This is a genomic window from Aeribacillus sp. FSL K6-2833 (genome assembly GCF_037965815.1).
GTDB lineage: Bacteria > Bacillota > Bacilli > Bacillales > Aeribacillaceae > Aeribacillus > Aeribacillus composti.
Genome location: NZ_CP150189.1, coordinates 2,337,210 through 2,350,210, shown reverse-complemented (window position 1 = coordinate 2,350,210; position 13,001 = coordinate 2,337,210). Strand labels below are relative to the sequence as shown.

The 13,001-nt window shown below is 39.9% G+C and carries 9 protein-coding genes, 2 pseudogenes and 2 CRISPR repeat arrays (1 of these 13 only partly in view); of the genes and pseudogenes, 3 read left to right on the top strand and 8 right to left on the bottom strand.

Features of this window, described 5'->3' with window-relative positions; genetic code table 11:
• Nucleotides 1-112 precede the first annotated feature (112 nt).
• A complete protein-coding gene (locus NSQ94_RS11460; protein ID WP_339229126.1) occupies nucleotides 113-355 on the bottom strand; it encodes a hypothetical protein in 243 nt (80 codons plus the stop codon).
• Nucleotides 356-755: 400 nt separating this feature from the next.
• On the opposite strand from NSQ94_RS11460, the pseudogene NSQ94_RS11455 reads away from it, so the two are divergent.
• A pseudogene (locus NSQ94_RS11455) lies at nucleotides 756-1,846 on the top strand (IS3 family transposase).
• Between the two features lie 198 nt (nucleotides 1,847-2,044).
• Here NSQ94_RS11455 and NSQ94_RS11450 read toward each other — a convergent pair.
• Nucleotides 2,045-2,605, bottom strand: a complete 561-nt coding sequence (locus tag NSQ94_RS11450; RefSeq protein ID WP_339195165.1) for a DUF1629 domain-containing protein — start codon at nucleotides 2,603-2,605, stop codon at nucleotides 2,045-2,047.
• Nucleotides 2,605-4,188, bottom strand: a complete 1,584-nt coding sequence (locus tag NSQ94_RS11445) for an AHH domain-containing protein (RefSeq protein WP_339229124.1) — start codon at nucleotides 4,186-4,188, stop codon at nucleotides 2,605-2,607. The genes NSQ94_RS11450 and NSQ94_RS11445 overlap by 1 nt, the downstream gene beginning before the upstream one ends.
• A gap of 531 nt (nucleotides 4,189-4,719) precedes the next feature.
• Nucleotides 4,720-5,149: a CRISPR direct-repeat array (repeat unit 30 nt; unit sequence GTTTTTATCTTAACTATGAGGAATTGAAAC).
• Between the two features lie 151 nt (nucleotides 5,150-5,300).
• On the opposite strand from NSQ94_RS11445, the gene NSQ94_RS11440 reads away from it, so the two are divergent.
• Nucleotides 5,301-5,834, top strand: coding sequence for a helix-turn-helix domain-containing protein (locus tag NSQ94_RS11440; protein WP_339229122.1), 534 nt, complete (start codon nucleotides 5,301-5,303; stop codon nucleotides 5,832-5,834).
• A gap of 557 nt (nucleotides 5,835-6,391) precedes the next feature.
• Here the strand turns inward: NSQ94_RS11440 and NSQ94_RS11435 are convergent.
• The 5 genes and pseudogenes from NSQ94_RS11435 to NSQ94_RS11415 all read right to left on the bottom strand — a co-directional run bounded on the left by NSQ94_RS11435 (nucleotide 6,392) and on the right by NSQ94_RS11415 (nucleotide 10,647).
• Nucleotides 6,392-6,544, bottom strand: coding sequence for a hypothetical protein (locus NSQ94_RS11435; RefSeq protein WP_339229120.1), 153 nt, complete (start codon nucleotides 6,542-6,544; stop codon nucleotides 6,392-6,394).
• A 201-nt stretch (nucleotides 6,545-6,745) separates the two neighbouring features.
• A pseudogene (locus NSQ94_RS11430) lies at nucleotides 6,746-7,915 on the bottom strand (IS256 family transposase).
• Nucleotides 7,916-8,126: 211 nt separating this feature from the next.
• Complete coding sequence (locus tag NSQ94_RS11425) at nucleotides 8,127-8,522, bottom strand: hypothetical protein (RefSeq protein WP_339229118.1); 396 nt, start codon at nucleotides 8,520-8,522, stop codon at nucleotides 8,127-8,129.
• A gap of 138 nt (nucleotides 8,523-8,660) precedes the next feature.
• Complete coding sequence (locus tag NSQ94_RS11420) at nucleotides 8,661-8,978, bottom strand: hypothetical protein (RefSeq protein WP_013877120.1); 318 nt, start codon at nucleotides 8,976-8,978, stop codon at nucleotides 8,661-8,663.
• 10 nt (nucleotides 8,979-8,988) lie between these two features.
• Nucleotides 8,989-10,647: an EndoU domain-containing protein gene (locus NSQ94_RS11415; RefSeq protein WP_339229116.1), complete on the bottom strand. Its 1,659-nt coding sequence runs from the start codon at nucleotides 10,645-10,647 to the stop codon at nucleotides 8,989-8,991.
• 465 nt (nucleotides 10,648-11,112) lie between these two features.
• On the opposite strand from NSQ94_RS11415, the gene NSQ94_RS11410 reads away from it, so the two are divergent.
• A complete protein-coding gene (locus NSQ94_RS11410; RefSeq protein ID WP_339229114.1) occupies nucleotides 11,113-12,489 on the top strand; it encodes an ISLre2 family transposase in 1,377 nt (458 codons plus the stop codon).
• A gap of 430 nt (nucleotides 12,490-12,919) precedes the next feature.
• Nucleotides 12,920-13,001: a CRISPR direct-repeat array (repeat unit 30 nt; unit sequence GTTCTTATCTTAACTATAAGGAATTGAAAC); it runs 804 nt beyond the window's last position.

Sequence of the window (13,001 nt, the reverse complement as noted above, 5' to 3'; positions counted from 1 at the left end):
CCGATCTTTTTAAAAACTTGCAACTCCAAATACTTTCCAATTAAACCTAGATAATCAGCAAAATACTCATCTTCATCTAGGATCGTTATTCCTGCGTCTATTGAGTCCTTATTTAAAATACCTCGAATATAGTAACCCGAGCCAATACGCTCCAATTCTTCTTCTCATCGTATATTACTCTAATCTCTAACTCATCTAAAATTGTAAAACCGATTGAGACAGGATAACTTTTTCCTACTTCAATTTCATAGGGACATACAGAAGAGAAGCCTGTAAATTCAATTCCTTCCACCTCTAAGGTGACTTCTTCTTCTATATGCGGGTCTAATCTTTTAACTAATGCAAAATACTCCATCTCTAACCCCCTCTTCTTACTCAACAGAATTGATTATCGGAATGTTTTTGCCGTTTATAGTTTTCCAAAACTTCTTGCCACTTTGAGTATGATAAGTGGTAATTCACTATTATTGTTCGTACCTACAAACTCAAATTTAGTTTTACCATCTCTGTTGTTACCCATAAATTTCACGTATCCTGTTCTAGTCTCTCCTTTATATTCAAATTGTACCTTAATTCAGTATACCCAAATTTGGTGTTTAGTCTACTTGACCTTAATTTTATTGTCCAGTTAAGAGTCGACGAGGATAAAGCCAAAGCCGTACAACGAGTGTTTGAGTTAAGAGAGCAACATAGAGAAATGTACAGTAAATCTATCAATCATAGGGAGTGTCTATAATGGCTAGACGTTTTGATAAGTGGTCGAGGAAGGAAAGGCGGTCGCTCAAATCGCAAGACAACTCGATATTTCACCAAAAACTCTTCATAAATGGGTCGCAGATTATAAAAAAGATGCCGAACATAGTTTTGTCGGAAGCGGAAACCTTAAACCAGAAGATCAAGAAAAGCGTGAACTTCAAAAGCGCATTCGGGATCTGGAGGAGGAAAACACCATCTTAAAAAAGGCCATGAGCATCTTCGCCAAAAACCAGAAGTAATTTATGAATTCATTCATACGCATAGAAAGGAGTTTCGTGTGGCGAAGATGTGCGAAGTCCTAGGTGTTTCAAGAAGTGGATATTATACATGGGTCAAACGCCCAGAAAGTCAACAAAAGAAAAGACAGGAAGCGTTGAAAAAGCAAATCAAAAAGATTCACATCGAGTCAAGAGAAACGTATGGCAGCCCAAAAATCACAAAAATCCTTCAGAAGCAAGGGGTTGAGGACGGTCGCCAGAATCATGAAAGATGGTGATATTCGTTCAAAAACAAAGAAAAAATATAAGGCAACCACGAACTCGAAGCATCATTGGCCGGTGTATCCGAACTTATTAAATCAGCAGTTTGAAGCAGATGAGCCGAATCAAGTATGGGTGGCGGATATTACGTATATTTGGACGAAAGAAGGCTGGTTGTACTTAGCCTCCATCATGGATTTGTTTTCTCGTAAAATCGTAGGCTGGTATCTTTCCGAGCGTATGACAAAGGAGTTACCGGGCCATCCATCAGCGAAGTCCTCAACCTGGTCTGATTCACCATTCGGACCAAGGGGGCCAGCATGCATCGAATGAATACCAAGCCATGTTGAGGCAATACGGCATACAGACGAGCATGAGTCGAAAGGGAAACTGTTATGACAACGCATGTGCCGAATCGTTTCACAGCATCATGAAAAAAGAACTCATTTTCCACGAAACCTTTACGACAAGGGAAGAAGCGACGGATTTTTGAATACATTGAGTGTTTTTATAATGCCGAGCGAATTCATTCCGCTAATGAGTACATGTCCCCAATGGAGTATGAGAAGATGCATCGGCAAGACAAAAAGCAGAAACGTTTCTCACCATAAGTTACGATATAAGGGACATCTTTCCTCTTGAGAAGGGGAATGGTGTTTACCAAACCGTTCTCCTTCTCAAGAGGTCACCAAACGAAGTACGGTAGTAGGAATTTAAATTTTTCTCGATTTTACGTGTCCTATTTTCTTGACATAATACCATTAGACCCTTATGAGTCAGAGCCTTATTCCCGTATAAAATACCTATATTTAGATTACTTTAACTTCTAAAAAGTCACATCCTGTTATATTATTTTTCACTATTAATTCTCTAAGTTCTTCTGATATGAATATTGGAATTTCATCACCCTTGAGCTTAATAATATGCTTTGATTGTATCGCCTCCTTACATAAAGCATATTTTTTTATACTATATATACTTTCACCATCAAGTTCAAACACACTATAATCTGAATTTTCTAAGTTTAATGCATCAACAACATTCAAAATGTTAGCTACCGAAAAACCTTTTAAAATTTTGTTTTCACCTTTATTCACTACATTTATAGGCAGATATTGTATACCATCATCTACTTCCTCTAAAATCGCTTTAAATCTTTCAGAAACTATAAACCACCCTAAATTGTTTGCTAAATAATCTGTTAATCTTTCTCCTTCTTTAGGGTCAAAGTAAAAGGTGATTTCGCTATTCCAATTATGAATATACTTACCTTCCGATAATTCATATTGTTCAAATCCCTTTGTATCTATACAGTATGCTACTACATCTCTATCATCACTATCATCCATTAGCAACTTATAAAATCTCATTATTTCTTCCTCCAATAATCTTTATAAAGCATCTCCGGGTTCTTTCTAATTTCCTGTTTTAATTGTTCGAATAATCTTAAAAATTTCCTTTTATCCCCCTTAGCTATTTTATCAAAAGTTCTAATATTGCTTAACACATACTCGTGATAAGCATTTGGATGTCTTCCCTGATGAGGTAGTAATTCTATATTCCAAACGTCATCCAAATCTAGTCCATATTTTTTCGTTATAGCCTCTATTTGTGGAGTATATTTTTTACTTTTATTAGTAGCATAATGATGTTTTTGTAAAGGTTTACCCGTACCCTTAGTGCTAAGTTCAACGCCATCGTTGCCTGCTTTACCTCCGCCTAGATTTAACCCCGTCTTCTCACTTAGATAAGCTCGAACTTTATTCTCCAATCCATTGGTGTTTTCGACCGGAACTTTAACGTTCCCAATCCCTTCCATGGCAAATCCCATTTGCCGGTCAGGGATTGAATTTTTCAGATTGGTCAGGGCGTTGTCTACGAACCGGGCGGTTTTCAGTGCACTGTTTGCGCTTTTGTTTTTCAAATGGTGCGGGATTTCTTTTGCCAAGCTTTTAGCATTTCTAATGCGGGGGAATATGCCTTTTTCCGCACGAACCACCATATCCCGGACAGATGATTTGGACTGCAAACCCGTTTTCGTCGCTAATAATTTTAGATCACTGGCTTCTCTTAGATGGAAAAAACGGGCGGCGCTGCTGAATGTGAAAAGCCCCTTTACGCCAGGGACGATATCCAATGGAGAAAGGACACCACGGAATACTCGTTCGTCTGTTTTCAACTCTCTCCCTGAAATCCAGTCTTTTCCGGAAACGGCTGAACTTAATTCCAGTGTACCATAAGCTGTCCCCAATGCCATTCCTGCTGGCGGACAAATGAAGGAAGTGCCTACTATGACAGCCAGTGCCGTTATTTGTCCCCAAAATTCTTTGTTCATCTGCCCATCTTTGATCGATTCATACTGGAAAGCTTGGGAATTCAATGCTGTTTGTATATATTCTTGTTTCGAAAAATTTGCTTTAGGGTTCAGTTCTTTCCATGAAACGTATTCCCGTTCTATCAACTTAGCATAGTAGTTGCTGCCACTGAACAGATCTTCCAGTCCAACTTCCGCTTTCGGCACGTCGATTGTTTGTTGTGTGCCGTATGCTCCGGAAGCGACAACTGTTTTTTTGGCACCAATGTGATTTTTCGTTTTGATCTTTGATATGGATAAGTTGTGCATCGCTTCCACAAAAGCATCGATCTCTTGATAAAACAGATCATCGATGGTGCGGTCAACAATTTCTCCGACACGGCTGCTAAAGCGGTGCAAGACGAGATAATCTTCATATAATTGTTGATATTGTTTTTTTCGGTCTGTGTGGGTGAAAGAGATGACACCATCTGTGTCATATTTGGCGATGTCTGCTTGAACGTCTTCGAGAAGATCGTTTAGATCTTTTAATTTATCAATCATGCCTTTGCCCCATACACCGAGACCGACCAGATCGCCAATACCTTTCTTCGTCTTTTCCCATTCAGAAGGGATATACTTGACATCCACTGCCTTCATGCCTCCGATTGAAACGAAATGGATTCCAACATGTGGAACAGCTTTCTGTTTCATTATAAGAGAAAATATGAAACTTTTGGTAAACAGAAAGAAAAAAAGGGAATTTTAAGTAAAAACTACCAATCATTTTTCAGATCATGTTCTTATTTTAGGTCATAGGAACCGATCGAATAGACCTAAACCAATTTTTCCAGAATGAAACGTTAAAAATATGGTCTCACTCTTCCTTCAATTGAATGAGAAGGGAATGAGCCGGATGTTTACTTTATTAAAACAGATGGATCAGGTAAAATGGTTGATACAACATGGATTTCATTGTCGGCAGGCAAACTTTGAAATCTGTTTTAAACGGAAATAAAAAAGAGTCGTCGACCCCCAATCGTGCAAAAATCCCCGGGGATCGACGACTCTTTCAACTCTTTATTGAGCGCAAGCAAATCAAAGGTTTGATAAAAATTCCCCTTTTCGTTAAAATAAAAATAACCAGTCAAGCATTAAAAATGAAATGCTTATTTAACAACATTTTTTGGGGTTTTTATCTTAACTATGAGGAATTGAAACCTGGCATTCTAAGTGGGTTCACTGTGAATCCGGTCGTGTTTTTATCTTAACTATGAGGAATTGAAACAGTTCAGGAAAAGGGTTTGATGCTGATGAATAATAAGTTTTTATCTTAACTATGAGGAATTGAAACTTGCGTACAACACTGTGAACTACCGACAAAAAATCACCGTTTTTATCTTAACTATGAGGAATTGAAACAAAGGGGTGATATTATATATTGCAGAAAGTAGAAATGTTTTTATCTTAACTATGAGGAATTGAAACACATAACAGCAACCGCATAAAATCACTGGCTGAAAGAGTTTTTATCTTAACTATGAGGAATTGAAACAAACCGCCGATAAACGTACGGTACCCACCGTCACTAGTTTTTATTTTAACTATAAGGAATTGAAACTAAGATGGGCAGTCAGATAGTGATATGCTCCCCTTAAGGTAGACAGATTAAAATATAAAAAATCTGTTTTACCTTAGGGGAGTTTTTCTATGTATAAGCAATATACTACAGAGTTCAAACTTGAAGTTTTACATGCATATGAAAACCAAGAATGTACTATTCAAAAGTTTGTAAAAGGTATCAAATTACTAAATATTCTTTAAGGCAATGGATAAATGAATTTGAGGAATTTGGAATAGAGGGTTTAGAACGTTCAAATTCTTGGAAAGGTTTTAAGGAAGCAGCTGTAAAAGATTATTTATCTGGTGAGTTCTCACAGTACAAGATTGTCAGGACATATGGTATTTCAAGTAGATCGATACTTCAAAGATGGATGAAGAAGTATAATAGCCATAGAGATTTACAGGATACGTCGAAAGGAAAGACAAGCTCTATGATTAAAGGAAGAAAAACGACTTGGAATGAACGGATACAAATTGTGCTTGATTGTTTAGGGAACGGAAAAGATTATAACAAAACAGCAGAGACTTATGAAGTTTCTTATCAACAAGTATATCAATGGGTGAAGAAGTATGAAAATGGTGGAGAAGAAGCGCTGAAAGACAAACGAGGAAGAAAAAAAGATGTCGCAGTAAAATATGGTTCATTAAAGAAAGCCTATTTAAGTGCTATTCTTGATCTATAATTGTTAGCTATGTTTTAGGACATTCCAATCATAATCATCTTGTATTCAAAACGTTGGATCAAGCCACCGCACTTTTAAATGGAGAGCATCCACTTATTCATAGTGACCGTGGGTTCCAATATACCTCTCATGGTTAACGTACCAAGCAGGGATGACACAAAGTGTGTCAAGAGTAGGCAGATGTATTGATAATGGGCCAATGGAATCTTTTTGGGGAACGCTTTAAATGCGAGAAGTGTTATTTACATAAGTATCAGACATTTGAAGAATTAGCTCTTGCGATGGATGAGTACATCCGCTTTTATCATTATGAAAGGTATCAAAAAAGATTAAACGGCCTTAGCCCCATGGAATATAGAGCTAAAGCCGCTTAGGTATATTTTTATTATTTCTACTGTCTATTTGACAGGGGGCAGTTTATTTTTGGACAGCCTCTTTTAAGCTTTTCTTTATGAGCTCTTTGATCAAATTATTTTTAACCCAAATAATAAAGAAAAACCTTGAAATACCGGTTGCCAATCAAGGTTTAAAGTTTTGAAACTTACTCTTGTTAACATCTACTTTTTTAATAATTCTTTATATAATTTTTCAGATTTATGCAATTCTTCTAATAACGGATTTTCATAGTCACTATAACTATCCAAATAAGCCCGTATGCTGCCAATAATATTTATTGCTTTAATATCTTTATCTTTCTCTAATATTTCCAATGCACTCTTATATCTTTTATATATAAGTTGAAGAACACCACGGTACCGTCAAGAATTTTGTGTAATGTAAGATAGATAGGGTATCTCTGAAATGGATTTGGAATGGATAGGGAACCGGTTTCCTTCACACAAGAGACTGAATATTCAGTCTCTTGTGTGGAAAGGGAAAATCCCCTTATTTTGTTTATTTACAATATTTGGTTAACAATAACGTTCTTCAAACATTCGTTGAAGGGCTTCTTGCGCTTCGGCAAATCCTCGCAACTTTCGCCCTGCCCATTTCTCGTTAAAGTCCTGTATCGTCAAATATACGACTTTTTCAGCGGCTTCTAAACTGCTCAAACTGTTCATCGGTTTTAGGCGTTTCCGAATCTCCTTGATCGTTCGTTCGATGGCATTGGTCGTATAAATCACACTTCGAATACTGCTTGGATAGTCCATAAAGGTGAGAAGGACATCCAACTCATTTGCCCAAGATTGGACTTCCCTTGGGTATTTGTGAGACCATTTGGATTGAAACTGTTGAAACATCTCCAATGCGATTTCTTTATTCGGAGAACGATAAATGAGTTTCAGGTCCTCCGCCATTTCGAATTGATCTTTTTTCCGAACACGGCTGAGGGTGTTGCGGACTTTGTGCACGACACAGCGCTGCACATCGGCTTTCGGATACACCGCCTTAAAGGCTTCCTCCAACCCCGGAAGGCCATCGAAGACGCCAAGAAGCACTTCCTTGACGCCTCTTTTGTAGAGCTGTTGGAGAATCTCCTGCCATACATAGGCGCTTTCTTGTCCTCCTACGAAGAAATCAAGAATTTCACGATACCCTTCTTCGTTCACCCCCAATACCACATAAATAACTTCTTTCTCTACCGTATCCCGGCGAAGTTTCACGTACAAGCCGTCCAAATATAAGACCGAATAACGCTGGTGTAGTGGACGAGCGTGCCATTTCTCGATGTCTTCCTTCACGACATCGGTAATCCGGCTGATCGTCGCAGGAGAATAGGTGCTTCCTAGAATTCGTTCGATAAACTTGCCAATTTCACGCGTGCTCATGCCACTTTGGTACATCCTAATGATTGCTTCCTCCAGCCAGCCCGTGTGCCGTTGGTAAGGGGCAAACAACTGTGTTTAAAATTCCCCGTTTCGGTCTCTTGGAACCAAAAGACCCTCAATCCGGCCATATTGTGTATCTAGATTTCGCTGATAGTAGCCGTTTCTCATATTCGGCGTTCCAGCCTGTTCGATTTCGAGGAAATTTTTGATTTCTTCCCGCATAATCAGTTCTAATTTTTCTTTTACAAACTGACGAATGGCATTTTCCAGTTGATTTGCCCAGTCGACATTCGGTATACTTCTTTTAGACATAGGTAGGGTACTCCTTTCTCTGGAATGTGTTGTGGTCCAAATCAGAGAATACCCTACCTTTTTTCTTTTGTTCTAGCAAAATGCTTTACACAAAATTTTATACATCATCAACACCACTTTTTATTTCATTACAATAATCTTGTTCAAGATTATTTAACACAATTTTTATTTGTTGGATTAACTGCTTTTTATTATCCATTATACCCTCCTCCTATCTACTTGGAACCTCTCTTATTTCCTTTATCCATTCTGATGGCCATCCTTGTGGTAGTAGTATTTGATCCCCATCACCTTTTAATGATGCTCCTGTTTTTGTATATTGCTTTTCACCCCTACCAATATTTAAAACTTGATCTTTCGGTACTTCTATAACAGCTTCATATTGTCTAGAATTTTTCCAATCCGGTACTAAAGCGGTATTAATTTTAGCATTTATTCTATTTCCAGCTGGGCTAGTAGTTACAAATGAACCATTAACCTTTGCACCACCACCAAAAGTTCTATATAACGTAATATTTTCTTCTGTAATTACAGTTCTATAAATACCATCAGTAAATGATTCTCTTATCCAATCTAAGGGTATTAATGGTATCCGTCTCTTTAGCATGCATATCAGCCAAACTCCATGTAGGTATAACCATCATAAACTCTGAAATTAATGTTCAGTTATTTTAAGAGCGAAACCATTAATAATAAAAAGAACCTTGAAAGGCATATAGCCAATCAAGGTGCATAACTATTTTATTCAAATATTGTTTATTTTTCTTACCCATAATTCTATAATTTTTTTTAGTTCAATCGTTTCAATTATGCATTCTTCTTCGTCCTCACTGTAATTATCTATTATTTTGGTGATGTCCTTTTTAATTTCTAACGTACAGTTATTACCCGTACACTCCTCATAGCTAGATTCACCTTTTAAAACCTTGTGTATTAAATTTATCCACGGTTCACCATTGCTTTGAATATCCCCCATAAGAAGAATTGCTACAGGTGAAATACAACTCGGAACGTTTACTTCCAATCCTTTATCATTCTCCTTAAAACTAATTTCATATTTCATAATACCCCCCCTAATACATCGGATATGCCGTCTTAACTTTACCCTCGGAATCTAATCTCATTTGTATTCTTATACCATTAGGTAATGTACCCTCATACAAGTTATCCTTAATTAATCTCTTATTTTGATAAACCTGTTTGATAGCATCGACTACTTGAACTCTATTCCAATTTTTAGGGAAGAATGTTGATGGTACTCTTTTTCCCTTTCCTTCTATTTCTACTATTGCGCGATACACACCATACTGATTAGGAGGATCAGTCACCTCAATGATTTTTCCACCCATCATACTCTCATGGTGATACCCTACAGTATTACGTTTCTTATTAACTTCTCCGTGGAATATATGCTTCATAGCACCTTTAGAGAATATACTATCATTACCTGTACCCTTAGTGCTAAGTTCAACGCCATCGTTGCCTGCTTTACCTTCGCCTAGATTTAACCCCGTCTTCTCACTCAGATAAGCTCGAACTTTATTCTCCAATCCATAGGTGTTTTTGGGCGGAACTTTAACGTCCCCAACCCCTTCCATGGCCAATCCCATTTGCCGGTCAGGGATTGTATTTTTCAGATTGGTCAGGGCGTTGTCTACGAACCGGGCGGTTTTCAGTGCACTGTTTGCGCTTTTGTTTTTCAAATGGTGCGGGATTTCTTTTGCCCATGCTTTGGCACTTCTGATGCGGGGGAATATGCCTTTTTCTGCACGAACCACCATATCCCGGACAGATGATTTGGACTGCAAACCCGTTTTCGTCGCTAATAATTTTAAATCACTGGCTTCTCTTAGATAGGAAAAACGGGCGGCGCTGCTGAATGTTGAAAGCCCCTTTACGCCAGGGACGATATCCAAGGGAGAAAGGACACCACGGAATACTCGTTCGTCTGTTTTCAACTCTCTCCCTGAAATCCAGTCTTTTCCGGAAACGGCTGAACTTAATTCTAGTGTACCATAAGCTGCCCCCAATGCCATCCCTGCTGGCGGACAAATGAAGGAAGTGCCTACTATGACAGTTAGTGCCGTTATTTGTCCCCAAAACTCTTTGTTCATCTGCCCGTCTTTGATCGATTCATACTGGAAAGCTTGGGAATTCAATGCTTTCTGTATATATTCTTGTTTCGAAAAATTTGCTTTAGGGTTCAGTTCTTTCCATGAAGCGTATTCCCGTTCTATCAACTTAGCATAGTAGTTGCTGCCACTGAACAGATCTTCCAGTCCAACTTCCGCTTTCGGCACGTCGATTGTTTGTTGTGTGCCGTATGCTCCGGGAGTGACGACCGTTTTTTTGGCGCCAATGTGATTTTTCGTTTTGATCTTTGATATGGATAAGTTGTGCATCGCTTCCACAAAAGCATCGATCTCTTGATAAAACGGATCATCTATGGTGCGGTCAACAATCTCTCCGACACGGCTGCTAAAGCGATGCAAGACCAGATAATCTTCATATAATTGTTGATATTGTTTTTTTGGGTCTGTGTGGGTGAAAGAGATGACACCGTCTGTGTCATATTTGGCGATGTCTGCTTGAACGTCTTCGAGAAGATCGTTTAGATCTTTTAATTTATCAATCATGCCTTTTCCCCATACACCGAGACCGACCAGATCGCCAATACCTTTCTTCGTCTTTTCCCATTCAGAAGGGATATACTTGACATCCACTGCCTTCATGCCCCCGATTGAAACGAAATGGATTCCAATATGTGGAACAGCTTTCTGTTTCATTATAAGAGAAAATATGTAACTTTTGGTAAACGGAAAGAAAAAAAGGAATTTTAAGTAAAAACTACCAATCATTTTTCAGATCATGTTCTTATTTTAGATCGTAGGAACCGATCGAATAGACCTAAACCAATTTTTCCAGAATGAAACGTTAAAAATATGGTCTCACTCTTCCTTCAATTGAATGAGAAGGATAAACCTAGAATATAAAATGAGCCGGAGTGTGAGTAAAATGTTTGTGGGAGAAATTCTTAGAATTCCCCGATGAGGGGGTTGGGAACGTATGTTCGCAATCCCCCTCATCGGGGCCACCAAGCAAAGCGCGGTAGGATCCCAAGCAGGAAACATGAAAAAAGGACTCTCTCCCTGGTAAGATGTTCATTGACCACACCACAAACAGGAGGAGAGAGTCCCATGAATATTCAACAACATCTTACCACAAATTCGTTGACATGGAAAGAGATCGAACTTGATTTGTTTCGAGCCCTGCAAAACGCCTTCGCTGAGCTGTTTACGGCTCTGTTGGAGGACATCGACCGACAATTGGCGGAAACCCGGGACAAGCGCCGGTACCACTTGAAAGACAAACGACGCACCACGATTCAAACCTTGTTTGGCGAAGTTACCTTTGAGCGAAACTACTATTTAGACCGAGAACAAAACCGTTACACGTTTTTGCTTGATTCCTTTTTAGCGTTTGATGGATCGCAGTCAATCAGCCCTTGTCTAGAAGAAACGGCGGTGGGATTGGCTGTGGAGTGCTCTTCCTATCGCAAAGCGGCTTGTACGCTTGCCCAGATGGTCGGGTATCCGGTGATGAGCCATGAGGCGATCCGCCAGTTGGTGCTCGAGGCTGAAGTTCCGCTGCACTGCCCGGTTGACCAGCGATATGGACGGGTGCTGTTTGTGGAGGCCGATGGACTGTTTGTCTCTCGCCAAGGGAAGGGAAAACGGGCCAAGGAAGACAAAATCCTGACCGTTCACGAAGGGTGGAAGCGCAACGGCTCACGGATCGAATTCGTGAATCAGCGCCATTACGTCCATGAGGGCAAGGGGGAGGTGTGGGAAGGCTTCGAGGAATTTTTGATGAACGAATATGCCTATGATCCGTGTCGGGATCTTCTTGTCATCAACGGGGACGGCGCTCCATGGATTACCGCGTTCCGGGAGTATTTCAAGGGACGGGTCTGCTTCCAATTGGATCGATTCCACGTGGCGCGTGAGTTGCGCCAATGCCTCTCGGGCCATCCACGGTGGCAGGCGATTCGGCAAAAGCTGGCGAAGCAGGATGAAGAGAAGCTGCTTGTGGAACTGAACAGCGCCCTCGGCACGCTGGGGGACGAAGCGAAAGAACAACAGCTGGCTGCCTTGATCCACCGGATCGAATCGATGCCGGGATGCATCCGTGATTACCGGGAATGGCTGAAGGAGCAAGGAGTGGACACAACGGGCATGTATCCGATGGGGAGGGCTGAAAGCGTGATGAGCCAGCTGGCGTATCGGGTGAAATACCGCCGCAGTTGGACAGACAAGGGACTCGGGGCGTTTTTCAAGGCAATGATTGCCCGGATGGATGGGATTCGTCTTTTCGGACATCGTTTAGGAGAAGAATCGTCGCAGCCGGCAGAGGAAACGGCGTCGACGGCATCCACCAAACAGACGATCGTGAACAAGGCGAAACAACGCGTCCGCCGTCTTTGGCCGGAGATCACGCGGAATAACGTGCCATATTTACAGCAATCGTCCGGGACACCGATCTATCATGCCCTGTCTGAATTCAAGGGATGGTAAAAAAAGGTGTACATATTCGTCCGTCATGGCAAGGGATGAGAGTCCGAAAGCGCTTACGGATGAAATTCAAAAAAATGGTTCGCTAACCTATGACTTACATCTATTTTCAGCGAACCAAAAAAATTCCCACAAAGTCTTGACTGACTCTGAGCCGGATGTTTACTTTATTAAAACAGATGGGTCAGGTAAAATAGTTGATAAAACATGGATTTCATTGTCGGCAGGCAAACTTTGAAATCTGTTTTAAACGGAAATAAAAAAGAGTCGTCGACCCCCAATCGTGCAAAAATCCCAGGGGATCGACGACTCTTTTAAATCTCCATTGAGCCCACGCAAATCAAAGATTTGATAAAAATTCCCCTTTTCGTTAAAATAAAAATAACCAGTCAAGCATTAAAAATGAAATGCTTATTTAACAACGTTTTTTGGGGTTCTTATCTTAACTATAAGGAATTGAAACAAGAAATCAGAGAGGCTGTACAAGCCCTAAATGAGTTCTTATCTTAACTATA

What these genes read in the sequence shown, in the direction of transcription:
- NSQ94_RS11425 (WP_339229118.1), bottom strand. Translation starts at nt 8,522, where the DNA reads ATGCTAAAGAGACGGATACCATTAATACCCTTAGATTGGATAAGAGAA.
- NSQ94_RS11410 (WP_339229114.1), top strand. Translation starts at nt 11,113, where the DNA reads ATGAATATTCAACAACATCTTACCACAAATTCGTTGACATGGAAAGAG.
- NSQ94_RS11460 (WP_339229126.1), bottom strand. Translation starts at nt 355, where the DNA reads ATGGAGTATTTTGCATTAGTTAAAAGATTAGACCCGCATATAGAAGAA.
- NSQ94_RS11440 (WP_339229122.1), top strand. Translation starts at nt 5,301, where the DNA reads ATGTACTATTCAAAAGTTTGTAAAAGGTATCAAATTACTAAATATTCT.
- NSQ94_RS11450 (WP_339195165.1), bottom strand. Translation starts at nt 2,605, where the DNA reads ATGAGATTTTATAAGTTGCTAATGGATGATAGTGATGATAGAGATGTA.
- NSQ94_RS11415 (WP_339229116.1), bottom strand. Translation starts at nt 10,647, where the DNA reads ATGAAGGCAGTGGATGTCAAGTATATCCCTTCTGAATGGGAAAAGACG.
- NSQ94_RS11445 (WP_339229124.1), bottom strand. Translation starts at nt 4,188, where the DNA reads ATGAAGGCAGTGGATGTCAAGTATATCCCTTCTGAATGGGAAAAGACG.
- NSQ94_RS11420 (WP_013877120.1), bottom strand. Translation starts at nt 8,978, where the DNA reads ATGAAATATGAAATTAGTTTTAAGGAGAATGATAAAGGATTGGAAGTA.